This is a genomic window from Shewanella sp. FJAT-51649 (assembly GCF_019457435.1).
Lineage (GTDB): Bacteria > Pseudomonadota > Gammaproteobacteria > Enterobacterales > Shewanellaceae > Shewanella > Shewanella mangrovisoli.
This window is the reverse complement of sequence record NZ_CP080411.1, coordinates 1,353,015-1,377,503: the sequence shown is the minus strand read 5'-3', so window position 1 is coordinate 1,377,503 and position 24,489 is coordinate 1,353,015. Positions and strand designations below refer to the sequence as shown.

20 protein-coding genes and 8 tRNA genes are annotated in these 24,489 nt (G+C 47.7%); 11 read left to right on the top strand and 17 right to left on the bottom strand.

The annotated features are described in order from the left end of the window. Window positions 1-304 precede the first annotated feature (304 nt). The 5 genes from K0H59_RS06205 (at window position 305) to K0H59_RS06185 (ending at window position 3,801) form a co-directional block, all read left to right on the top strand. Window positions 305-679, top strand: coding sequence for a DUF3649 domain-containing protein (locus tag K0H59_RS06205; protein ID WP_220054976.1), 375 nt, complete (start codon window positions 305-307; stop codon window positions 677-679). A 1-nt stretch (window position 680) separates the two neighbouring features. Continuing rightward, complete coding sequence (locus K0H59_RS06200) at window positions 681-2,363, top strand: PepSY domain-containing protein (RefSeq protein WP_220054975.1); 1,683 nt, start codon at window positions 681-683, stop codon at window positions 2,361-2,363. Beyond that, entirely contained in the window at window positions 2,360-2,710 is a 351-nt protein-coding gene (locus K0H59_RS06195) for a DUF3325 domain-containing protein (RefSeq protein ID WP_023266561.1), read from the top strand. Before K0H59_RS06200 ends, K0H59_RS06195 begins: the two co-directional genes overlap by 4 nt. 99 nt (window positions 2,711-2,809) lie before the next feature. Beyond that, a complete protein-coding gene (locus K0H59_RS06190) occupies window positions 2,810-3,247 on the top strand; it encodes an OsmC family protein (RefSeq protein ID WP_220054974.1) in 438 nt (145 codons plus the stop codon). Window positions 3,248-3,378: 131 nt separating this feature from the next. Then, window positions 3,379-3,801 (top strand): hypothetical protein, encoded by a 423-nt coding sequence (locus K0H59_RS06185; protein ID WP_220054973.1) that lies wholly within the window; start codon window positions 3,379-3,381, stop codon window positions 3,799-3,801. A gap of 106 nt (window positions 3,802-3,907) precedes the next feature. On the opposite strand, the gene K0H59_RS06180 is transcribed toward K0H59_RS06185, so the two are convergent. The 6 genes from K0H59_RS06180 to thrA all read right to left on the bottom strand — a co-directional run bounded on the left by K0H59_RS06180 (window position 3,908) and on the right by thrA (window position 13,756). Then, a complete protein-coding gene (locus K0H59_RS06180; protein WP_220054972.1) occupies window positions 3,908-7,189 on the bottom strand; it encodes a S41 family peptidase in 3,282 nt (1,093 codons plus the stop codon). A 207-nt stretch (window positions 7,190-7,396) separates the two neighbouring features. Next, window positions 7,397-8,275, bottom strand: coding sequence for an ABC transporter substrate-binding protein (locus K0H59_RS06175; protein WP_220055563.1), 879 nt, complete (start codon window positions 8,273-8,275; stop codon window positions 7,397-7,399). A 167-nt stretch (window positions 8,276-8,442) separates the two neighbouring features. Beyond that, a complete protein-coding gene (locus tag K0H59_RS06170; protein ID WP_041412956.1) occupies window positions 8,443-8,712 on the bottom strand; it encodes a hypothetical protein in 270 nt (89 codons plus the stop codon). Window positions 8,713-9,002: 290 nt separating this feature from the next. After that, window positions 9,003-10,286: a threonine synthase gene (gene thrC, locus K0H59_RS06165; protein ID WP_220054971.1), complete on the bottom strand. Its 1,284-nt coding sequence runs from the start codon at window positions 10,284-10,286 to the stop codon at window positions 9,003-9,005. A gap of 66 nt (window positions 10,287-10,352) precedes the next feature. Next, on the bottom strand, window positions 10,353-11,291 hold the full coding sequence (gene thrB, locus K0H59_RS06160; RefSeq protein ID WP_220054970.1) for a homoserine kinase: 939 nt from the start codon (window positions 11,289-11,291) through the stop codon (window positions 10,353-10,355). Next, window positions 11,288-13,756, bottom strand: a complete 2,469-nt coding sequence (gene thrA, locus K0H59_RS06155; protein WP_220054969.1) for a bifunctional aspartate kinase/homoserine dehydrogenase I — start codon at window positions 13,754-13,756, stop codon at window positions 11,288-11,290. Before thrA ends, thrB begins: the two co-directional genes overlap by 4 nt. A 642-nt stretch (window positions 13,757-14,398) precedes the next feature. Between thrA and slyD the strand changes: the two genes are divergently transcribed. Then, entirely contained in the window at window positions 14,399-15,058 is a 660-nt protein-coding gene (gene slyD, locus K0H59_RS06150; protein ID WP_220054968.1) for a peptidylprolyl isomerase, read from the top strand. 192 nt (window positions 15,059-15,250) lie between these two features. Continuing rightward, window positions 15,251-15,628: a hypothetical protein gene (locus tag K0H59_RS06145; RefSeq protein ID WP_220054967.1), complete on the top strand. Its 378-nt coding sequence runs from the start codon at window positions 15,251-15,253 to the stop codon at window positions 15,626-15,628. A gap of 30 nt (window positions 15,629-15,658) precedes the next feature. On the opposite strand, the gene trpR is transcribed toward K0H59_RS06145, so the two are convergent. Then, on the bottom strand, window positions 15,659-15,934 hold the full coding sequence (trpR, locus tag K0H59_RS06140; RefSeq protein ID WP_011621923.1) for a trp operon repressor: 276 nt from the start codon (window positions 15,932-15,934) through the stop codon (window positions 15,659-15,661). Between the two features lie 189 nt (window positions 15,935-16,123). Between trpR and K0H59_RS06135 the strand changes: the two genes are divergently transcribed. Further along, window positions 16,124-16,573: a cytochrome c gene (locus K0H59_RS06135; protein ID WP_220054966.1), complete on the top strand. Its 450-nt coding sequence runs from the start codon at window positions 16,124-16,126 to the stop codon at window positions 16,571-16,573. Between the two features lie 64 nt (window positions 16,574-16,637). Here K0H59_RS06135 and K0H59_RS06130 read toward each other — a convergent pair whose 3' ends face one another. Further along, the gene (locus K0H59_RS06130) at window positions 16,638-17,327 is read right to left on the bottom strand and encodes a cytochrome b/b6 domain-containing protein (protein WP_220054965.1); all 690 of its coding nucleotides are present in this window, start codon (window positions 17,325-17,327) and stop codon (window positions 16,638-16,640) included. 296 nt (window positions 17,328-17,623) lie between these two features. On the opposite strand from K0H59_RS06130, the gene hpf reads away from it, so the two are divergent. The 3 genes from hpf (at window position 17,624) to K0H59_RS06115 (ending at window position 22,567) form a co-directional block, all read left to right on the top strand. Then, window positions 17,624-17,980 carry a ribosome hibernation-promoting factor, HPF/YfiA family gene (hpf, locus tag K0H59_RS06125; RefSeq protein WP_011716231.1) on the top strand — a complete coding sequence of 119 codons (357 nt, stop codon included), beginning with the start codon at window positions 17,624-17,626 and terminating at the stop codon, window positions 17,978-17,980. A gap of 1,230 nt (window positions 17,981-19,210) precedes the next feature. Next, complete coding sequence (locus K0H59_RS06120; RefSeq protein ID WP_023266576.1) at window positions 19,211-19,675, top strand: DNA polymerase III subunit chi; 465 nt, start codon at window positions 19,211-19,213, stop codon at window positions 19,673-19,675. 15 nt (window positions 19,676-19,690) lie between these two features. Next, window positions 19,691-22,567, top strand: a complete 2,877-nt coding sequence (locus tag K0H59_RS06115) for a valine--tRNA ligase (protein WP_220054964.1) — start codon at window positions 19,691-19,693, stop codon at window positions 22,565-22,567. Between the two features lie 432 nt (window positions 22,568-22,999). On the opposite strand, the gene K0H59_RS06110 is transcribed toward K0H59_RS06115, so the two are convergent. The 9 genes from K0H59_RS06110 to csrA form a co-directional block, all read right to left on the bottom strand. Further along, window positions 23,000-23,076: transfer RNA gene (locus K0H59_RS06110), tRNA-Arg, on the bottom strand. Window positions 23,077-23,170: 94 nt separating this feature from the next. Continuing rightward, window positions 23,171-23,262 (bottom strand) — tRNA-Ser (locus tag K0H59_RS06105). Between the two features lie 36 nt (window positions 23,263-23,298). Next, window positions 23,299-23,375 (bottom strand) — tRNA-Arg (locus K0H59_RS06100). 44 nt (window positions 23,376-23,419) lie between these two features. Continuing rightward, a tRNA-Arg gene (locus tag K0H59_RS06095) sits at window positions 23,420-23,496 on the bottom strand. A gap of 43 nt (window positions 23,497-23,539) precedes the next feature. Further along, a tRNA-Arg gene (locus K0H59_RS06090) sits at window positions 23,540-23,616 on the bottom strand. A gap of 82 nt (window positions 23,617-23,698) precedes the next feature. Beyond that, window positions 23,699-23,775: transfer RNA gene (locus K0H59_RS06085), tRNA-Arg, on the bottom strand. Window positions 23,776-23,803: 28 nt separating this feature from the next. Beyond that, window positions 23,804-23,880 (bottom strand) — tRNA-Arg (locus K0H59_RS06080). An 18-nt stretch (window positions 23,881-23,898) separates the two neighbouring features. After that, window positions 23,899-23,990 (bottom strand) — tRNA-Ser (locus K0H59_RS06075). A 203-nt stretch (window positions 23,991-24,193) separates the two neighbouring features. Further along, complete coding sequence (gene csrA, locus K0H59_RS06070; protein ID WP_006082602.1) at window positions 24,194-24,391, bottom strand: carbon storage regulator CsrA; 198 nt, start codon at window positions 24,389-24,391, stop codon at window positions 24,194-24,196. Window positions 24,392-24,489 lie beyond the last annotated feature (98 nt).

Sequence of the window (24,489 nt, the reverse complement as noted above, 5' to 3'; positions counted from 1 at the left end):
AAGATCAATCACATCAACAAAACCAAACATTTGTGACAGATTGCACATTGCTGAATTATTCCTGCGCAAATGAGTCCGGCGTGATTTCGCCCCGTCACAAATACGTTAAGGATCTCACAGATAAACGCAAATGATATTGTTTATCATTTAAATAAACTGAGTTATACTCCAAACCGAGTAGCAACTCTCCTTTGCTCATGCACCCAAGTGGACAGGGTTAGGCATAAGTACAATCAATGGAGTGGTATGCGTGACATGGCAGGTCGCCATAACGGTTTAATATTGACTGAAATAAGCAGCACTTATGTCTCATATCCCAGTATCAGATACACCTTCAGCAACTTCGGCAGCTTCAACTGCCGCTGTGACGGGTTATTTTCAAGCAGCCTTACGCTGGTTTAAGCAAGATCAAACCCAGTTTGGTTTTCAGGTGTTTGTTCGCGCCAGTGCCGCCTTGTTAGCGGGCTATATTGCGGCAGCAACACTAGCCTGTTTACTGACGCAAGTACTGCCTATGTCTCGATTTGAGAGCACATTAATGGCCAATATGTTGGCATTTTTGTTTTATGCCATCGCGATAATTTATGCCTTCTGCGTGCGTAAAACCTGGCATGCGTGGCGGGATCTCACGCTATTTAGTCTCCTGTGTTTTGCTCTGCTTAAGGTGTGTGGACAGTAAGATGAAAGAAACCTTTTTTAGAACCCTATCTTGGCTACATACTTGGGCGGGTTTACTCGTTTGTTGGGTATTATTGCTGATCTTCTTTGCTGGCAGCCTGAGTTATTTCCGCCATGAAATGAGCCTATGGGCCGAGCCTGAGCTTCACCGCGGGGCTTTTCAGGATTATCAAGTTGACCAAATCGCCAACCAACTTGAGAAGGGACAAAGCTATATTGAAACGCATTCAGCCCCTACCACACAGCGCTGGTTAATTAATTTCCCGACAGAACGCAGCCCAATGCTGAGTTTTGCTTGGCAACTGCCGCCTGAAAAGGGGCAACGCCGTGGCAAAATCGAGCAACATACCGCACTGGCCGATGGTAGTGGCGTCATCACCAATGTCCGCGATAGCCGCGGTGGTGACTTCTTCTATCGTTTACATTTCGACCTGCACTATATGTCCGCCATTACGGCGCGTTACATTGTGGGTGTCTGCACCATGTTTATGTTGATAGCCCTTATCAGCGGCATCGTTATCCATAAACGCATCTTTAAAGACTTATTTAGTTTTCGGCAGAACAAGGGCGCGCGCTCTTGGTTAGATGCCCATAATGTCAGCTCAGTGATTGCCCTGCCCTACCATTTGATGATCACTTATACCGGCCTCATTACCTTAATGTTGATGTATATTCCATGGACGGTGAGCACAGCTTATCCTGAGGATAATCAAGCCTTTTTAAAAGAACTCAATCCGGCGAGACAAACCGAAAAAGCTTCTGGCATTCAGGCAGAGCAAGTACGCTTAAGTCAACTGCTGCCGCAAGTTCAGGCTGAATGGGGCGATGCACCTATCAAGCAGGTGATTGTTTCTTATCCTAAAGATCAAAATAGCCAAGTCACCTTCTACCAAAATACTGGCAAAGAGGTCACCGATGAGTCATCAATCTTAGTCTTTAACGGTGTGACGGGTGAACTCAAATACGCCAGCCCCCATGAAGTCTCGGGAACCGTCGCCACGTACGACACTATGATGTCGCTGCACACCGCGCGGTTTGCTGCGCCACTGCTGCGTATTTTGTTCTTCTTCTGCGGCCTACTCGGTTGTGCCATGGTGGCATCAGGCACCTTAATGTGGGCGATTCGTCTACGACAGAAACAGCAAAAAGCAATTGATAAAGGCGAAAAAGCGAGCCGTGGTTTGCGCTTAGTGGAAGGCTTAAACTTCATGTTTATCTTAGGCTTGCCCTTGGGCGCGGCAGCATTTTTCTATGCCAACCGCCTGTTACCCGTCGATTTTGCGACTCGCTCTGCTTGGGAGGTTCACTGTTTCTTTATCGCCTTAGCGGCAATGGGCATTTGGGCATTTTTCGGTAGAAGCAGACGCCATTGGCAATTGGCCTTAATGATAATCGGAGCACTTTATTGTGCGCTGCCGATACTGAACGCATTTACCTCACCAAGCCACTTTATTGACAATATCCGCAGCCAACAATGGACACTGGTGGGGTTTGATATAGTCGCTTTACTACTGGGCAGTGCGATGTTATTTGCCAGTACACGACTCTCTGCTGTGATCAAAACACTGCAAAAACCGAGTCGAAAAAATACGGCTACAGCTGAAAAAGTCAGAAGAAAACAGCCAGATCCGAGTTATGCTAACGAACTTGCCTCGTCGTCTCCCTTGGAGGAAGCAAAATCATGATGCCAGAATTTATCCCTATGCTCGGCATTCTCGGGCTTAGTTATCTCTCCCTTGCGCTGTTTGCGTTAGCCAAGTTTGGCCATTTTAAGGATGTGTTTAAACGCCCACCGTCACAATGGCAGAGCCGCCTGTTAACCCTGTTTGCTTGGCTGTTATTAATCATCAGCTTAAGTACCTGCGCCCACGGGCAAGGCTGGGCCTATGGCAGCATACTGTTTATGGGGATCATCTCCCTAGCCGCCATGTTAGTGATTTTGACCCTAAGCTACAGCCCACGCCACCTTCCCATTGGGATAGTCACCGGCAGTGTATTGACTGGCAGCTTACTGTTAAGTGGTGGGATCTAAACCGTTTCACAGGTGGCGCACTAAACTGTGCGCCCCATGCTGGAGAAGTCTTTTTAGCTAAGCTATAGTGCCCTGATGTCCTGCTATGAGGAGAAAAACATGGGCTTTAACTTAACGGTGAATTGGCAAACCTCTCCAGCCGAAGAAGGCGAATTCTGCCGTGACCACAGCATTACGTTTGGCAGCGGTCAAACTATTCAGGCGTCTTCTGCCCCCGAATACAAGGGGAATGAACACTTGGTGAATCCAGAAGAAAGCCTGCTCGCGGCGCTATCTTCATGCCATATGCTGACCTTCCTCGCCATCGCGCACCTCAAACGCCTCCCAGTATTATCCTATATCGATGAGGCATCCGCTGAGCTGGGTAAAAATGACGAAGGTAGGCTTGCCGTCACCAAAATGATTTTAAATCCTAAGGTCGTATTTGCCGAAGGTGTTGAGGTGTCAGCTGAAACTCTTGAGAAAATTCACGAGAAAGCACACGCAAACTGCTTTATCGCCAATACGTTAGCGACAGACATTCAAATTAAGTTTTAACGATTTTGGGCAAGTTTATCACGATAAACTTGCCCTCTCCCGATAATCCATTCCCCCACCTTGTTCAGCTTAGCTCAAGCTCAGTTACCGTATGATAGTGCCATATCGCACGCTCACACTCGAGGTTAGCCATGCAGATCCAAGCCTATCGTAATACCGCAGCACCCTATCAGCAGCCAGCGACAACAGCCGCGACGAGTACGACATCAGCAACACCCGTCAGCGCCAGCACTGTGACCCTGTCTAATGAAGCGAAACAACTGTCGCAGGTGGACCAGATCCCACAACCTCATGCGCCAGACTTAAGCAAAGTGAAGGCGGGTGTTGAGCAATACGCCCATATTCAAGCGACCAAAATGAAGTATCAGGTCGCATCGGACATGGTCAATATCGCGATGGGAACGAACGATGGGATTTCGGCTCCCACGGCTTACTATTTGAGTCACAACGATTCGGCTAGGGCTGCTACTGTGGGGCAAATGGCGAATCAACAACAGGTCAACACCCTGCAAGCCTATGTTGATGCTAGCGAAAGCATTAATGAATGGGCATAAAAAAAGGTGTTGTCTCGGGAACCACAAGACAACACCCTAACATTGAACCAAGCCAGCTTAACTTGGCTAACTTAAACCTTAGTTAAATTTCTATTTTTTAAGCCAATTACTTAGCTTTTATGTCTTCTGCCATTCTTTTCGCCGGCATAGGCTGCGCCTTCAATGCGGGGATAGGCTGCTTAATCAACTCATCCTTAAGATAGCTGATGGCGGTTTCGAGCTGCGCATCGTGGCCGTTAAAGGTCGCAAAGGGTAAGTTATCCACCTCGATATCCGGTGTCACCCCATGTCCTTCGAGCACCCAGCGGCCATCCATCGCATACTGCGGATATTCGGCGACCCGCGCCATGCCTTTATCGGTGAGTGAATTACGACCCGATAACCACACGCCCGCGCCCGCAGTTTGCTTACCAATCAGCGGAGCAATGCCCAGCGCCTTAATCCCCGCCGAGAAGGTTTCACCATCTGAGTACGTTAGCTCGTCGGTTAACACCACTAAATGGCCGCGGAAGGTTTGCTGCATATTGGTGTTAGGCGTGCCATGGGTTGGCTGCCAGAAGGCCCAAGCGCGGCGTAACAGTTTTTCGATGATCCAACTATCAATATTGCCGCCGCGGTTACGACGCACGTCGATAATCAAACCGTCCTTGTCATAATTGGTGTAAAACTCACGGGCAAAACTCTCAATATCGCCGCCGCCCATGGCGTATAAGTGCAGGTAACCAATCTTGCCCTTACTCGCCTCAGTCACGACGCCCGCGTTGTGGTTAACCCAATCTAAGTAACGTAATTGGCTATCGACCTGAGTACTAACAGGCACCACCACGGTTTTATGGTTTTGGCTGCCGCGTTTAAGCTCAAGCAGAACCTGTTTATCCTGCTGATTACGCAATAAACGAGTCACATCGGCCACATTGCTCACAGGGGTACCATTGATGGCGAGTAACATATCGCCTTCTTTCGCATCGACTTCGATACGGCTTAAGGGCGATGCCTGGCTTGGCAACTCGGGATCATTACGATAGATATGGGCAATTTTTACCCCATCATTAGTTTGCTGTAACCGCGCGCCTAAACTCGCGCCTTTAGCCGCGTCTGGGTCTTTTGGCAAATCGCCGCCCCGCACTTGCGAGTGCAACGAGTCTAGCTCACCCATCATCTGCATAAAGATATCGTTTAACTCGTTACGGTCGGTCAAACGGTCAAGTAGCGGTTGGTACTTGGCCTTGGTCGCCTGCCAATCGAGACCGCGCATCTTCTTATCGAAGAAGGAGTCCCTGTGCATTAACCAGGCATCTTCAAACATTTGTTGCCATTCTAGGGTGGGGGAAATCGCTAATTGCCACTGATCCGTTTGCACCTTGGCATTTTCGGTATCGCCTAACTTGTCGCCCGCATCGACGATCAGCAGCGACTTTTCATTGCTTTTTTTACGCAGCAACAACTTGCGACCATCGGCAGACACACTGTAGTTCGCCACATCTTCGGCAAACACTTCGGCTTTAGGGCGCTGCTCGCTAAACTTAATCGTCATCAAGCTAGGCTCAGTGTCATCGCCAATGGCTTGGTCGAGCACATAGAGACGACCATCAATGGCAGTTAGCTGGCTGTAATTACCTGAATCGACAGGTACTTGCCATAAACGCTCGCCAATTCCCGCCCAATCAATTTTGACCGGCGTAGGTTTATCCTTAGAGTCTGCCTTTTCCGCCGTCTTAGCCGTCAGCTCTGTGGGTTTGCTGAAGGGGAACTTGGCATTCTTCACTAAGGCAATCGCAAAAATCTGGCTGCGTTTATCAAACACTGGCCCCATATTGCGGTCGCCCCAAGGTGAGCTTGGTGTTGCAGTAAACTGGCGATTGGAGAGGAAATATAGCCACTGGCCATCGCAGCTAAAGGTCGGCGAATAGGACTCATACTTGTCGCTAGTGAGCGTTTGAGCCTTATTTTCGTCCACTGAATACAGCACGATTTGTGGCCTTTGCTTGCCGATTTCGGATTTAGTTAACGCGATAAAACGACTGTCTGCCGACCAGCGAATATCAGCATAGGGGCCGAGTCCCTCACCGTTGCTGATGATTTTTTGATTGGAGTTTTTCTTCAGATCCAGCAACCACACATTGCCATCGTTATCGTCGTGGGCAAGGTAACGACCATCGTTAGACAGACTCAGCGTCATTCTTAAGGTATGGCCATCTTTGGTGAGTTGCTTCGCGCCGCTGCTACCATCGGCAGGGAATTGCCAAATTTCCTGTTGGCCACTCATGTCGCTGATGGCATAAACCGATTTACCATCCTGACTCATAATCGCATTGCGCACGCGATAGGTACCAGGCAGTGCCACTTGCACTAAACGTGAACCATCAATTCCCGCAATCGCCACATGGCTGCGGGCAGTGATCACCACTTTATCGCCCGCAAGCGCAAGGTTCGCTGAGGTCGCATAATCCATAGGATCTTTTACCCAATGCTCGCGGCGTTGGGCAAAATCGGATGTTAATTCAATATCTAATAATGAGTCTTTGGCAGCGGCGATATCAAAAACATGAATATCGGCGCCCTGCTGGAACACGACTTTGCCTTGGTCCATGCGCGCGCCGCGCACCTGCCAATCTTTATATTGGGTCAACTGTTTTGCATCACTGCCATCCAGAGCCATGGACCAGAGATTGTCGTTACCATCGCTGTCGCTGATAAAGTAGAGTCTGTCTTGCCATAGCATAGGCTGACGCACCGAACCTTGATGCTGACCACTGAGCAACTGCGCCTCGTCTTTGCCGCCGAGTTTAAAGCGCCATAACTCACCCTTAGCGCCGCCGCGATAAACCTTAGCGTTATCGCCGGTGACCTGCAGGCCAAAACGGGTAAAGTACACATATTGATTATTGGCATCGACTACCCCTTCCACCGCATCAGCGAGTGGTAAGTCGGTCGTCGCCAAGGTCTCAGGGTTAACCAGTCGCAACATCCAATTGTTCGCAGGGCCAAAGCCACTGTCGGTGGAATAAAGCACTTCGCCCTTTGCGGTCCAGCCTTGCACGCGCACTCGGCTGTTTTCGAAACTCACTCGTTTGGCCACACCACCCGCAACAGGAATGACATAAACCTCACTCGCGCCCTCATAATTGGCGACATAGGCCACCCATTTACCATCGGCGGAGATGGCCGCACCTAACTCTTCGGCGGGTAAAGTGGTCAGGCGCGTCGCCGCCTTTTGCCCGAGCGTTTGAGTCCAAAGATCGCCTTCGGCCGTAAAGACTAAGGTCTGGTCATGCAATGCTGGCGCACGGTAATAACCTTGATTGCTGGCGGGTTGAGCGATGACGTGGGCTGCGGACAAAGTGCCAAGGGCGAGCATGCAGCAGGCAACAGAATGACGAAGTTTCATGTGTAATCTCTATCCTATTGTTATTGTTAGCAATGGACTTTCTAGTGGGCGTGATTGACGAATGATGACCCAAAGTCTGGCAAAGTAATCCCACAAGCTAGCAGAAATTGATAGAGAGAGCAGTAACTGAAGGTAACAGAAGTTTTAGCAAATGTGTCATAGGCTTACCATTTGCTATACCGATAATCTGAAAGGTATTTGTCCGCTTCAATTGAAGGTGAGTAAGTCGGCATATTGCGCGGAGAGCGAATTAAACTGATGGCTGGTTTTCGTTTGCTGCGCTAATGAAATTTGCTGCCACTTATACACAATTCGAGCAATTTCACCGTTGGCACGTAACGCCTTGATAGCAGCATTAAATTGCTTTAATTGCGATGATGAAAGGGTTTGCTTGCTGAGCATTAAGTGAATTTGGTTGCGGTCCAACACGGGCTTTAGCGGTGATAACCTCACCCCTTGATGCTGACTGGCGATATAAGGCATGGCCATGGCATCACCGATAATCACATCCGCGCGGCCATAGGTAAGCATTTGCACCGATTTATCGGCATCGGGACTGAGTATCAACAGGTGCTCTTGCTCCAATCGCTGCCGGGTCTGTTCATAATCCACCCCATACCAACCACTGATGGGCACTAACAAGCGCAGTTTCTGGCTAAAAATGTCCTGCCATTGGGTTAACCGAATCTTGTCTTTGTTCTCATCCAGCACAAATAAACGCACGGTTTCATCACGGTAGGCGGCTGAAAATAAGGCATATTCTTCACGCTCAGCGGTTTTAGTGGCGCCCATCATCATGTCTAAGGAGCCACTTTTCAGCATTTGATGTGAGCGCTTCGCCGGTACATTGATAAAAGTGACCTCGCAACCTAAGTGTTCGGCAAAGGCACGAAGCAGCTCCACATCTAACCCCTGCGCTTCACCCTGCGGATCTTGCCAAGCATAGGGCGGCCAATCGTTATAACCAACTCTGAGGGGATTTACACAAACGGGCGCTACGGCCTCAGATGGAGCACCTAAAGCGGGGAAAATAAAAATACATAACAACAGGATATGACTAAGCTGAAAAACGAACCTAGGCACAATAGTCGCCCCATAATCGGTTGTTCTCGTCCTTATGTAGAATGTCTAACGCAGGAGTTTACCGTTAGCACCCGTGGCGTTCCCATCGCCTTCCTAAGCTTAGTCTGCATCAACCGAGGATGCCACGGGCTTGAACTCCCACTAGATAGTCAACGCTCAAGGCATCCGGTTTAAAGCAGGCATTTATAGACTATCGCCACCACTTTGGTTGGTTCGCCCATATCGGTTTGCAACCACACGATATGAGTACCTCCTAACTCTTCTCCTTGCAACGCAGCGGATTGCTTTGCCTCGGCAAGGTTATTGGCATGACGGCTCACACCTGTGACTAAAGCAAAACTGTCACAGTGAGTCACTTCAAAATCATAGGCTTCGTTAATGCGCCGTGGTAATTGAGGGGGTTCTAAGGCGCAACTTGAGAGAAAAAAGATAAGGCAAATCCCTGATAAGGCACATTTAAACAAAACAGTTTATCCAATTGTTACATCCTAAATAGGCGGGCGAACATAACGAATTCGATTCAACTTAATTGTGAAGCAACTCACATCCCTTTAACGACATCCAATACACAAAGTTACAAATATTAATTTGATTTCATATGGTTATATAAAGGTTTGATAATCACTGTGGATGATAAGCTTTGATTAATTCTCTCGAGCCTCATTTACACTTGTAAAAAAGGGAGTCAATCGACTCCCTTTTACCTGTGGTTTAGTGGCGATTAACCCGCTCAGCTTAATACCGCAAATAAATGTGACTTTAACTGAGCAAAATCGGCGGCTAATTCAGCCGAGAGTATGGGTTTATGCTCCACCGCTTTAAGCTCTGCTGGCAGAGGTAAATCGAGGTTAAGCTCTCTATCTACGACGTCCTTAAACTTGGCAGGATGCGCCGTGCCTAAAAATATCCCCACTTCATCAGGCACTAAGTTAAGTGTTAACGCTCTGGCTGCAATCGCCGCATGGGGCTCGGACACATAACCTTTGGCATGCAACTCCGCCAGCGCCTCCGAAGTTTGCGCCTCGGATAAACGAATCCCCACTAGGTCCGCCAATGGCCAACCGAGTTTCTCGCAAATGGCCTCGACGCGCGGCCAGTTACTTGGCTCGCTCACATCCATCGCATTGGACATAGTCGCTTGAGTGGGATTAGGTTGCCAATCGCCAGTCTCTAAATAACGCGGCACAGTGTCATTGGCGTTGGTGGCGGCAATAAAACGTTTAACCGGTAAGCCCATGGCTTTGGCAAATAATCCCGCGGTGAGATTACCAAAATTACCACTGGGCACGGCAATCACAGGATCGGCTTCATGACGCTGCTTCGATTGGGCGACCGCTTCGAAGTAATAACAAATCTGTGCCAGTAAGCGACTGATGTTGATTGAGTTGGCCGAGTTTAAATGCAAGCCATCACGTACATCGCTATCTTCAAAAGCCTGTTTGACTAAGTGCTGGCAAGCATCGAAATCGGACGCCACCGCCACTGTGTGGATATTGTTGCCTAAAGTCGTGAACATCTTTTCCTGTAGCTCACTGATTTTACCCTTAGGATAGAGCACCACGACATTGACTTTATCTAGGCCGTAAAAGGCATCGGCCACAGCTGCCCCAGTGTCACCCGAGGTCGCGGTTAAAATGGTTAAGCGCGAGTCTTGGGCAAAAGCATTGATGCATTGCGCCATAAAGCGCGCGCCAAAATCCTTGAATGCTAAGGTCGGTCCGTGGAAAAGCTCGAGGCACGAGCGCTGCTCATCGACAGCCACCAAGGGCAAATCGAAATTAAAGGCGCGCTCGACCAGTTTATCTACCGCGTCTTGCCCAAGCTCTGAGGCGAGCCAAGCGCCGAGCACTTTTTTACTGCGCTCAACAAAAGGCATAGCCAGCAGCGCCTCAATATCATGCAACACGGGGATTTGAGTAGGAAAAAACAGCCCTCTGTCTTTACCGAGTCCTAATTGCACCGCTTCTTTAAAGCTTACTTTCTGCGAAGGGTGTTTTAAATTATATAGTTCCATGCTCACTCGACCTTATCAGTGCCAAGCCTTTAGGCTTGGGCTTAATGCTTTTAAAAATAAGAAAAATTAATCGACTCGGCGCGTACCTTGCTCATCGAGGCGGCACACATGGGCAAAGCCCCCCGCTTCGGTCAGATAATGAGCCTCTAACCACGCCTTAGCGGCGTTAGCGGTCGCGAGATCGTCAGTCACCGAAAACAGCGTTGGCCCACTGCCCGAGATGCCAGTGGTTAACATGCCTAATTCGGCGAGCGCCACTCTGGCATTGTCATAACCCGGTATCGCCGCCGCGCGGTAAGGTTCGGCCAACACATCCTTCAAGACTTGAATCGCAAGCTTGGCGTTTTGCTGATAAGAGGCGTGTACAAAGGCACTTAAATAACGCCCAAAATCGATGACCACGGACTTATCGTATTGTTCTGGCATGAGTTTACGCATCATGGCCGTTGAGAGTGAAATCCCAGGATACGCCACCACCCAATACCATTGATTAAAACTGGGGATCGGCTCACAGATAGCGCCAGGCACATTGAGCATCAGCTGCATGCCGCCCAAATAACAGGGCGCGACGTTGTCGTAATGCACACTACCGCTGATCTTGCCCTCAAACTCCCCCATGAGTTCGAGTAGTGCTTGCTTATCGTATGGACGCTCAAAATGCTCGTTAAGCGCGTAAAGAGCTGCAACCACAGAGCTGGCGCTCGAGCCTAAGCCACTGCCGACGGGCAAGTTTTTTTCTAGGGTTAATGCCACGCCTTGGTTTGCTTTTCCAAGGGCTTTTAAGAAAAATACCGCACATTGATGGACGATATTCTCCTCGGGATTGCTGGGTAGCTTATGCGCCCAAGCTCCCACTTGAGTGAGACTCACTCCCGCATCCGCCGCCGTAATCGTGACTCTATCGCCTAGTAAACTGCCATCGATGGGCGCAAGTGCTGCGCCCAACAAATCAAAGCCCACACCCACATTACCCATAGAAGCGGGAGCGTAAACGGTCAAACTCATACACTCACCTCACGAGTCCAATTTAAGGTTCTTAATACATCGGCAAAGGCGCCAGCCGCTGTCACTTCTGTACCCGCACCATAACCACGCAGCACAAAGGGAATCGGCTGATAATAACGGCTGTAGAATGCCAGGGCATTTTCACCACCTTTTACGCTGTAGAGCGGATCGGTGGCATCGACTTCGGTGATACGCACATAGCACGCGCCCTCTTCAATCTGCCCCACATAACGCAGCACTTTGCCCAGCGCTTTCGCCTCTGCCACTCGCGCCGCAATCGCCGCATCAGCCTCAGGTAAACGCGCCATAAAACTTTCCACATCGCCAGAATCATCAAAATCGTCAGGCAAGACTGAGTCAACAACGATATCGCTTAGCTCAAGTTTCAAACCCACTTCACGGGCTAAGATCAGCACTTTACGCGCCACATCCATACCACTTAAATCATCACGGGGATCGGGCTCGGTAAAGCATTTTTCCCGCGCCAATTTAGTCGCTTCTGACAGCGTCATACCCTCATCGAGTTTACCGAAGATAAAGGATAAGGAGCCTGACAAAATACCGTTAAACTTGTGCAACTTATCGCCAGCAAATAACAGTTTTTTCAAGTTGTCGATAACGGGTAATCCGGCGCCAACGTTGGTCTCGTACAGGAACTGACGACGTTGTTTCAACGCTGTTTGGCGCAGTGCTTGGTAGTAGGCATAATCACGAGTGTTGGCCTTTTTATTCGGCGTCACTACGTGCATGCCCGCGTTCATCACCTCTAAATACTGGTTCGATACTTGATCGCTTGAAGTACAATCCACCAGCACAGGGTTTAATAACTGTTGCTCTTTCACCCACGCTAATAGCTCAGGAAGATCGCTTGACTGCTGACTGTCGGCAAGCAGGTTTTGCCAATTGTTTAAATCGATACCCGCACTATCGAGTAACATCTTGCTTGAATTCACGATGCCGCAGACACGAATGCTAATGTGCTGCTCTTTTAACACGCTCGCCTGATGTTTGATCTGATCGAGTAAGCCTGCACCCACATTACCGCAACCCACTAAAAACACATCTAAATACTGCTGCACATCGAAAAAGCCTTGATGACAGGCGGCGACCGCATGTTTGGTTTTACGTTGTTCTATTACCGTTGAAATAGAACGCTCGGAGGAGCCTTGTGCAATCGCGATGATATTTACACTCGCCTGCGCTAACGCTTGGAAGAACCGCGCCGCCACGCCTTTATGGGTACGCATTCCATCACCGATCAAGGAGACGATTGCCAAGTCATGGCGCATTTCGATTGGCTCGAGTAAGTCACTTTTGATTTCTAACTCAAACTCCTGCTCTAGCGCCGATTTCACCTTGGCCGCATCGCTGGTCGCTACACAAAAGCTGATGCTGTATTCGCAAGAACTCTGGGTAATGAGTGACACGGAAACGCCGCTACGGGAAATCGCCGCCAATGTGCGGCTCGCCATGCCGACCATGCCCTTCATGCCGGGGCCTGAAACATCAAACATGGTTTGATTATCCAGATTAGAAATGGCTTTTACCTGCAAACCGCTTTCATCGGCCTGATTAGATACCAGAGTGCCGGGCGCATCGGGGTTAAAGCTGTTTTTGATATAACAGGGAATATGGAACTGGGCGATGGGCGCAATGGTTTTAGGATGAAGCACCTTAGCACCAAAGTACGACAGCTCCATCGCCTCTTGATAACTGAGCTGTGACAACAACTTAGCATCGGTGACAACCCGAGGATCTGTGTTGTATACGCCGTCAACGTCGGTCCAGATCTCACAACTTGAAGCATCTAAACAAGCGGCCAGTACGGCAGCGGAGTAATCTGAGCCGTTACGGCCTAAGGTCACGACCTTGCCGTCTTCATCGGCGGCGGTAAAGCCGGGCATCACCCAAACCCGCTTCTCATCGAGGGCAAGATTTTTGAATCGCGGTTTGCTGACGGCAATATCCACCACGGATTCGAGCGGACGACCACGGCCTAAAAACAGCTCACGTGGGTCCAGCTGCGCCGAAGTGATGCCTTTGGCTAGCATGACTTGCTCCATCAAAGCAGCAGACAAACGTTCACCCGCAACCACGATTTCGGCGCGCACCCCGTCAGGGCATTCCTGCAGCAGTGTAATACCGCGTAATCTGTCCTGCCAACGCGCAAGCTGCGCACTCAGTCCGGCGAACAACACTTCGCTTTGACTGCTCGAGAGTCCAGAACTGACCGCATCCTGATAGAGCGAGGTAAACACCCGCTCAACGTGTTGAATGACTGGCGAATAATCTCCCCCTTTCACCGCCACATCGACCATTTCTAGCAAGGCGTTTGTCACTGTCGCGGGCGCAGAGAGCACTGTAGCCACCTGCTCAGCTTTTGCCGCCTTGGCAACGATATCCGCCGCCATTGAAAATCGCTGCCAATTTGCAAGCGAGGTACCACCAAATTTCATAACTTTCATCTTGATCTCCTGTACCGCGCCCGACTAAGAAACATAAGCTAGAAACAAAAAAGCCCGCTTCTTTGTGGGAAGCGGGCTCGTCGTTAAAATTCTTTAGGGTGTATCAGCCCGCCCCCACTCTGGTTGTAGTGGTGGTTGTAATAATGGTAATTACTACAAAACCTAGGCTATGCATACTTTTGGGCTAATCCATGTCAATGTGATGTAAAACAGAATTGCCTTTTTCACCTAGCCTTGTCAACCCCCTAACTGGATTATTTATAAACAAATCTTTCACAGCCTCAAATTCGCCTCTTAACATTCATTATTATCAAGTTTTCCTAGGGTAAAAATGCGATTTCATCAATAGAAAACTGTTAACGTAAACGTAATGCTTAACAAATACATCTATTTTTAAACATTTAAATTCAATCAATTATATCAAGCATGTTGTAATAACTTTAGATTAAGCTATGTAAATCCACTTTCGAGGCCAACAAACCGCAAGCGATAACCATCAACAATTTAGTGTAAATTCCTCTCCAAATGGCCGTTCATCACGCCAACAAAAAGCTGTGCGATATCTAACATAAGCAACTTCAAATTATCGCCAGCGCCCAAAAAGCACGTTATTATGCGCGCACATTCCGAACCGGAGGCGATATGAAGATCACCCAACACAGCGCGGTAACCATTCATTACCGTTTATCAGATCAAGACGGCAGACTTTTAGAAGACTCTTTTGATGCCGAACCTATGCTCTATCTGCACGGTGCAGAAAACCTGATCCCAGGATTAGAAGCTGCATTAGAAGGTAAAACCAAGGGCGAAACACTGGATGTGACTATTAGTGCCGAAGAAGCCTACGGTCCTTACCACGATGGTCTGCGTCAAGCTGTGCCATTAGAAGCATTCGGTGATATCGAAGATATCGTTCCTGGTATGCGCTTTATTGCCGAGACAGAAATGGGTCAACGCCCAGTACAAGTTGTCGAAGTCAAAGATGATGTGGTCATCGTTGATGGCAACCATCCTTTAGCGGGCCAAGCACTGAGCTTCAACATTGAAATTATCGATGTTCGCGCTGCGACGGCAGAAGAAGTTGCCCATGGCCATATCCACGCCCACGGCGGATGTGGCAGCCATGGACACAGCCATGATCATGACCACGGCGGCGGTTGCTGTGGTGGTTCAAGTAAAGATGAGGGTGGCTGTTGTGGCGGTGACGACCATGGTCATCATCACCATGATCACGATCATGAAGCGTGCGACACACCAAAAACAGGTTGTGATGGCAATGGCGGTTGCGGCTGCCGCGGCTAATTTAGGCCGTAACGCCTAAAGCTCACTAACCCGGGCAAGATAATGAAGCACTTCCTTACATAAGGAGGTGCTTTTTTTATCAACAAATGTTTATAATCTAACCGTAAACACGGAAGTTTTAGAGAGATTTAGCATTTTTAACTGGAATATTAGGGTTTTAAACCTATTCAGATATCACGCGACGGAGTGCATATGTTAACAAAACCGGTATATGAAGCTTTACCTTATGGTTATATGGCGTTAGGCATCGCAAGTTTTATGCTGCTCGACCCCAATTATGCCTTGATTGCTGCAGCCGTTATCTTTGTGCTTGGTGCAAGAATTTACACTATGCGCTCCCAAAACCGTCGCACCGACCCCGTAAAACGCAGAAAATCAGGCGGGATCCCTAAGATGATTTACGATCTATTACCCTTCTTATACTTGCTCGGTGCATTGTCGATCTTTAAGTTTTTACCCGAAAAGTTTTACCCGTTATTAGCCATATTACTCTTAAGCTATAGCTTCTACATTCTGGTAAGGCGCACGCTTTATCGTCGTCATAAGCTGCCTGTCACACCTATGTTTTAGGCTATTACGGACAAAGGCACCACAGCGTCGTTATTTGATCAGTTGTTGAATTTTTTCCCTATGGCTTGGTGCCATATTCTTTAAATAGTTTGAACAGCGTGTAATCGTGGCGATGCTGACCTCGTATTCTGCCGCGATCTGCCGCTGGCTCATCTCACCATCGAGTAATAATTGAAATACCTTTAATCGCCCCGCGATCGCACTGCGCTCTTCTTCTGTCAGCAATAAATGGAACAACACTGAGAGTTCTTCATAGTTTCCATGGCTCAAAATTTTCTCTAAAACTAAGTCCCAATTGGCTCGCATAATCGCCCCATAAGTATTGTTTAAGCATTACAACGGCAGTTTAGCAGATTTACTCTACCAACAAATAACTTGTTACGTTTATCCCTCCTACCTAGACAAAAACTGACAAAAATGCTTCTAGTACATTGAGTTAATTTGTGTACAATAGGAGCGCAATGTCACACTTCGACGCTAATTTGTGAGAATACGATGAAAAAATTACTCCTGACTCTCGTTGCCGGTACCTTATTGGCTTCAACTGCACAAGCACACAATTTTGAAGATGCAAAGGACGCGATTGAATATCGCCAATCTGCATTTGGCCTGATTGCTTATAACTTTGGCGATATGGGCGCAATGATGAAAGGTAAGAAACCTTTCGAAGCTGAAACCTTCGCGATGCGCGCCAACAATGTCGCTGCACTTTCGCACATTCCTTTCGAAGGCTTTATTGAAGGTTCAGATAAAGGCGATACCGAAGCGCTAGCCAAAGTATGGCAAGACAAGGCTGACTTCGACGCTAAGATGAAAACCTTCCAAGAAAATGCCACTATTTTGGCGACTGTGGCTCAAAAAGGTGACCAAGCTGAAATCAAGCAAGCCTTTATGAACACTGGCAAGAGCTGTAAAGGTTGTCACGACGTTTACAAAAAAGACTAATGACGAGTTGTAATGTCTAATAAAAAGCCTGCTACATGCAGGCTTTTTTAATGTTGAGCATTGGCTAGAGCACTTGCACTATGGGCCACATCAAATAGGTAAATACCACACCTGCGATGATTAACAGCACGATTAAAGCCAGCCAATGTGATTTAAAGGCCAATTCAGATTCTGCTTTGGCATGCTCAACCTTAGGCACACGTTTGTAACCACTGAGCATGGCCCCAACTAACTTGTCACCTTTAAGCGCGTGTACAACGACTGCCAACACATGCACGGCACTCAAGGCTAAGATCAGGTTGAAATTCATCTTATGTAACCAAGTGAGAAACGAAGCGGTATCAGAGCTCACATAGCTGTAAAGCGGACCTTCAGTAAACACATCATCGGTAGCAAACAGCCCAGTGATTAGCTGTAAGCTGATAATGGCAATCAACACAATCACCATATAACCGCCCATCGGATTATGCCCTAAGACCACTGACACGCCCTTTGCGCGAACGTCTTTCAAATACTCAAACACCACCTTAGGATGATGCACGAAGTGACTAAACCTCGCGGTATCACTGCCAATTAAGCCCCATAAAAGCCGAAAGCCTATCAAGATCAACAAACTATAAGCAAAGATTTGGTGCCATTGCATTTCGCCCACTTCGGCGCTCCACCAGAGTAAGGCCATGAGGGCCACCATGCCCCAATGAAAAAAGCGTGTGGGTAAATCCCAGACTTTAACTTTGATATGTTCGGTTTCCATAATACCTGCCACTCGACTGAGCAATGAAATAAGTGAAGGTATTTTATCGGGATCTAATGAAAAACTTAAAGTAAAGATAGGTAAATGATGGGAAAGACTGCGTAGTTATCCCATCAAATATGGCCTGTTCCGATAACCAATTCAAGCCTTTTCGACCAAGAATCCGCGAGATTTGTCTAAGCGATCAAATAACCAACGAACAGAACTAAACAGGGTTAAAATGTGATTTAGATCTCGTTTTTAAGGGTGTAGATTGGTAATCTGAAATCGAAGGAAACAAATAGAAGGTGCAACATATGCTAAAGATTACGAGCAAACAACTAGAAGTCACTGCCCCAATCCGTGAACGCATTGAAAGCCGTTTTGACAAACTTTCTAGGCACGATGTGCAGTTGATTAATCCCCATGTCATCATCACAGAGGAGAAACCTGGTTTCAAAATTGAAGCATCGGTTGGCATCCCAAATGGAGAACTTTTTGCTCAAGCAAAACACGACAATCTTTATGCAGCCATTACGGCCATGGGTCAAAAATTAGAGAAACAACTCAATCGATTAACCCATAAACCTGAAGCACAACGTTTCGCATCCATTACTCATCCCGAAGACGCTGTAAATGTCGAGGATGATTACGAGGAGGAAGATGCAGCTTAAGTTACTCGATGTTAGTGCGAGACCACATCACTTCGAGAGCATAAAGTAGATAAGGTTTAATAGGTCACGTTTTTTAGCAAAAGTTTGATAGACCATCCTAATGGTCAGTAAAAAGAGTGTGAACCTTTAAATAACTACTACACTTTACTAAGTGACAGCAGAATCGAAGTGATGTGAATTTCAACTTAAAACCGTTAAATACCACCACAAGAAGGAGTACGCCGCCACACTAAACTCACACTCAAAAACAGTGACACTAACAGTTACATTAAGACAGTTACATCAAGACAGTCACATTACGGCAGTCATATTAAGACGGCCACATAAATTCGGTAACGCCAAGCTGTAATATTTATGCGTTTTCCCTCTGATTATCAAATAAGATGCGAGGTTACTAAAAAAATAGAGACCGATGACCAACAACTAACGACAAACGCACTAATGGGTGTTAACACACGAGTCGAGCATTAAGGAGTAACCTACTACATCGTATTGCCAGTTTTAGTCTTACACACTCTTCAAGCCCAAATGTAACAATCAAGAGGAGGACGTTAGCAATAGAGCCACATAGGTACCATGAAAGACCACTTTAGGTGAATTAGCTTCTTAACAGTCAAACAATATGAGGAGGTTAATAGCGTTATCGGTAATATGAGCAACTGGACATATTACAAATTGTGAGTAAAAAAGAATTTAGATAACACGGAACAAGGCGAGCTGCTTAACAGCAAAATACCCAGTACCTTTTTGTGTACTAATATCGGCCAGATCCCTTTATTTATATTCTAAAGTGTAATCGTAAGTGAGAATGTAAGTTGAAATAGTTAGTAGAAATAGTTAGTTGAAATAGTGAGTTAACTACTGAATAAACAAAAGCTAATGCGATATCGGTTTGTTTATTCACAAAGCGTCAATAAATCCTTTAATAACAATGCTCAATAACCTAGGAGGAATAGTTTGTTTGACCAGTCTTTCAACCAGCGCACCTTCGGGTGCGCTTTGCTTTTATATCCCTATATCCTTCCCTAGTCGTTTAACCATTCATATATAAGATCTTAGCCTTAAGCTTGTACTTAAGCTGTGCACAGTTGGCACAGTAACGTTTTAAGTCCCCCCCTCTCCCCGTCGCTCAATCTCCCGCGAAAAAGCCCAGTGCCAAGCGTTAACCCTGCACGAGTTTTAGTGTAGACTAACCCGTTCGTCTATAACTTAAAGCAAGGCATTGAAATCATGACTCAAGCGCTGTTTTATTTACTGCCGCCGATGGGCGAGAACACGGCCCTTAGTGACATGTATCAGTTGGCTTGCCGCCTAGCCCAACAGGGATTTATAAACCAGCAGCAGGTCTATATTCACTGTCAGGACAAGAACATCGCCTTCGAAATCGACGAGTTACTATGGCAATTTGAACCCAGTGCATTTGTCCCCCATAACCTCAAAGGTGAAGGCCCAACCACAGGCTCACCCGTTGAAATCGGTTTTGACAGACTCGGGCCAAACAAAAGTCGCCAACTTCTGATTAATCTTGCAGACCAAGTACCTCCGTTTGCGGTAAACTTTGGTCAAATCTTCGATTTTGTGGCTAATGACGACCAACATAAAGCGATAGCACGTGAACGCTACCGCCAATATCGTGGCTTAGGGATTGAATTAACAACCCAAAATTTAGCAACACATCCACTTAATTTAGCTTGAGACAGATACGTTCCCATGGAAAAAACATACGATCCTCAGTCCATTGAGCAGACTCTTTACCAAAACTGGGAAGAGCAAGGTTACTTTAAGCCCCACGGCGATGCCTCACAGGGCAACTATTGCATCATGATCCCGCCACCTAACGTGACGGGCAGCCTGCACATGGGCCACGCTTTCCAAGATACCATCATGGATACTCTGATCCGCTACCAACGCATGAAGGGTAAAAACACCCTGTGGCAAGTCGGTACTGACCATGCGGGTATTGCGACTCAGATGCTAGTTGAGCGTAAGCTTGAAGCCGAAGAAGGCAAAAGCCGCCATGACCTTGGCCGCGATGCTTTCATGGAAAAAGTATGGGAATGGAAAGCGCAATCTGGCGGCACCATCACTAAGCAGCTACGTCGTATGGGCGCCTCTGTGGATTGGGACCGTGAGCGCTTCACTATGGACGAAGGCTTGTCTAAAGCCGTTCAAGAAGTGTTTGTCCGTCTCTATGAAGATGATTTGATTTACCGTGGTAAACGCTTAGTGAACTGGGATCCTAAGCTGCACACCGCGATTTCAGATCTCGAAGTGGAAAACAAAGAAAAGCAAGGCCACATGTGGCACCTACGTTATCCATTAGCCGATGGCGAGCTGACCGCAGACGGTAAAGATTACCTCGAAGTCGCTACCACGCGTCCTGAAACTATGCTGGGCGATAGCGCGGTAGCAGTTCATCCAAACGATGAGCGTTATCAAGCGCTTATCGGCAAGTTTATTCTGCTGCCTATCGTTAATCGTCGCATCCCTATCGTTGCCGATGACTATGTAGACATGGAGTTTGGCACAGGCTGTGTGAAGATCACCCCTGCCCACGACTTTAACGACTATGAAGTCGGTAAACGTCACAAGCTTCCTATGTTCAACGTGTTGACCTTAGATGCGGCCATTCGTACATCCGCCGAAGTCGTTAATACCGATGGCACAATCAACACTAGCTTAGATGGTAGCCTGCCAGAGCGTTTCGCAGGTCTTGACCGTTTCAAAGCCCGTGATGCTATCGTGGCCGAGTTTGAAACCTTAGGTCTGCTCGAAAAAATCGCGCCACACGGCCTAAAAGTGCCCTACGGTGACCGCTCTGGCGTAGTTATTGAGCCAATGCTAACCGACCAATGGTACGTTGCCGTTGCGCCTATGGCGAAAACCGCTATCGAAGCCGTTGAAAATGGCGATATTAAGTTTGTGCCGCAGCAATACGAAAACATGTACTTCTCTTGGATGCGTGACATTCAAGATTGGTGTATCTCTCGCCAATTATGGTGGGGTCACCGCATCCCCGCTTGGTACGATGCTAACGGTAAGGTGTATGTTGGCCGCAACGAAGCCGAAGTGCGTGCTAAGCACAATATCGATGATGCTATCGCCCTGCGCCAAGATGAAGACGTACTGGATACTTGGTTCAGCTCTGCTCTGTGGACATTCTCGACCTTAGGCTGGCCTGACAATGTTGAAGATTTAAAAACCTTCCACCCGACCGATGTGTTGGTAACAGGTTTTGACATCATCTTCTTCTGGGTTGCCCGTATGATCATGATGACCATGCACTTCATCAAAGATGAAGACGGCAAGCCACAGGTGCCGTTTAAAACCGTTTATGTGACTGGCCTTATTCGCGATGAAGCGGGTAACAAGATGTCAAAATCCAAGGGCAACGTACTTGACCCATTGGATATGATCGACGGTATCGATCTTGAAGCCCTCGTTGAAAAACGTACCGGCAATATGATGCAGCCACAACTGGCCGCCAAGATTGAAAAGAGCACTCGTAAAGAGTTCGAAAATGGTATCGAAGCCCACGGTACCGATGCCCTGCGCTTTACCCTAGCGGCAATGGCCTCAACTGGCCGTGATATAAACTGGGACATGAAGCGCTTAGACGGTTACCGCAGCTTCTGTAACAAACTTTGGAACGCGTCACGCTACGTGCTGATGAATACCGAAGGCCAAGATTGCGGCCCTAACTCACCGGATTACCAAGGCGGTGAGATGGAACTGTCATTGGCGGATCGCTGGATTATCGGTTTATTCAACCAAACCGTAAAAACCTACGACGACCACATGGCAAACTACCGCTTCGACCTCGCAGCTAACACCTTGTACGAGTTCACTTGGAACCAGTTCTGCGATTGGTACTTAGAGTTAACTAAGCCTGTACTGCAAAACGGCAATGAAGCGCAAATGCGCGGCACCCGACATACGCTGGTCAATGTGTTAGAAGCGATGCAACGTCTGATGCACCCAATGATGCCATACATCACTGAAACCATCTGGCAACGCGTTAAACCACTGACTGGCGCCCAAGGCGACACCATCATGCTGGCACCATTCCCAAGCTATGATGCAGCCAAAGTAGATGCGACCGCGATGGCCGACCTCGAGTGGGTTAAGCAAGTGATTGTTGCAGTACGTAATATCCGTGCAGAGCTCAATATCGCGCCTTCTAAGCCATTAAATGCCCTACTGCGTGGCGTGAGTGCCCAAGACCAAGCCCGTGTTGAGGCTAACCAAGCCTTCTTCACAACGCTTGCGCGCTTAGAGAGCATGACGATTCTTGGCGAAGGTGAAACGGCGCCTATGTCGACCACAGGTCTGATTGGCGAAATGGAATTATTAATTCCGATGGCAGGTCTGGTGGATGTGGAGGCCGAAATGGCTCGTATCGACAAGCAGCTAGAAAAGCTGACTCAAGAGATTGCCCGTATCGAAGGCAAGTTGTCCAATGAAGGCTTCGTGGCGAAAGCGCCGCCAGCCGTGATTGAGAAAGAACGCGCTAAAATGGCCGATCTGAGCCGCGATATGGACAAACTAAAAGAGCAAAAAGCCGAGTTTGCTAAGCTAGAAGCCTAATCACAACATCTACGCTAAAAAGGGCTGTATTTTACAGCCCTTTTTATTTCCCCTGATCCGTCCTAAATTGCTCCATCCTAAATCGCGTTAACACTCTTCAAACCTCTCTCAGGACTCGTCCCTAAGACGCAAAGTCACTCAGCAATCCCTTGTTCCATGCTTATCTCTCAGTCACTCTTTTACAGCTCAGCTTGCGAGTCAAGATACCCCTTACAGCTATCCCTTTATAGGAGCTAAACAGCAAGCTAGCGCGATAAACATTACCGCTTGAAGCATAGGGTCTTGGATTAACCATAACGTGGCGTAAGAGGCGGATTATCAAGGTGCTAAAGCTTAGGAAGAGATAAGGATTGAAGCGATATTATGCGGAAAAATCCCATTAAAAAAGCCCTGCAATCACTTGCAGGGCTTATCTAAATCTAATTAAGTAGATGGTGCGCGTGGAAGGATTCGAACCTCCGACCGCCTGGTTCGTAGCCAGGTACTCTATCCAGCTGAGCTACACGCGCTTAAATACTGGGTAAGTTGCTACCTTACCGACAGACTTGAGTCTAGAAGAAGCCCTTAAGTCTCGCAAATTAAATCTATTCACTAGGAATAGAATGGCGGAGAAGGAGGGATTCGAACCCTCGATGGGAGATAAAGCCCATACTCCCTTAGCAGGGGAGCGCCTTCGGCCACTCGGCCACCTCTCCGCAAAATCTGCATTTGTAAGCTAATGCTTACTAAAATGGTGCGCGTGGAAGGATTCGAACCTCCGACCGCCTGGTTCGTAGCCAGGTACTCTATCCAGCTGAGCTACACGCGCGATTTTTGCGTTTTGCTAACAAAGCTAAGGCTTTGCCTGCGAATTGGTGCGCATGGAAGGAGTCGAACCTCCGACCGCCTGGTTCGTAGCCAGGTACTCTATCCAGCTGAGCTACATGCGCATTTTTAACTGTTATCTCAACACATTCGCATTAAGATTGAATATGGTGCGCGTGGAAGGATTCGAACCTCCGACCGCCTGGTTCGTAGCCAGGTACTCTATCCAGCTGAGCTACACGCGCTTAAAACACTTACTTGAAGCATTGATTACAAAATTTCGTCTGAAATTCAAACCTGATGAGTTAAACATAACTAATGCAGAGATGGTGCGCATGGAAGGAGTCGAACCTCCGACCGCCTGGTTCGTAGCCAGGTACTCTATCCAGCTGAGCTACATGCGCGACTTGTATCTATCTTGCTTCAATAAAATGGTGCGCGTGGAAGGATTCGAACCTCCGACCGCCTGGTTCGTAGCCAGGTACTCTATCCAGCTGAGCTACACGCGCACTTTTATCGGTAAGAAATGGCGGAGAAGGAGGGATTCGAACCCTCGATGGGAGATAAAGCCCATACTCCCTTAGCAGGGGAGCGCCTTCGGCCACTCGGCCACCTCTCCGTTTTCTTGGCGCACATATTACTGTTTGACGAAAATAAGTCAAACCCTTTTTCTGAAACAACTTCTGTTTGAAGCGTTTTTAATCACATTGCTGTTATATCAATCCAATGTGTTGATTTGCGCCAATCTTTCGGTTCAAAAAATAAAAAAGCCAGTTAAAAAACTGACTCTTCTATGTCGTTAATACTCGCCTAAACGCCGTATTAAAAGTTACCACCTTCTGAAGGTGTACCTGATTTTTCAGATTGAATGCGTTGGTAGATCTCTTCACGGTGGACAGAAACCTCTTTCGGTGCATTCACACCAATACGCACTTGATTGCCTTTTACCCCTAGCACTGTAACTGTGACTTCATCACCAATCATCAGTGTTTCGCCAACACGACGAGTCAAAATCAGCATTCGATAGCTCCTTTATGTCTTAATTCAGCTTACACACGGCACTCATCCGGTAGATGGGCATATTATAGGGTCAGCTGAGTACAAATTAATAGTATTCA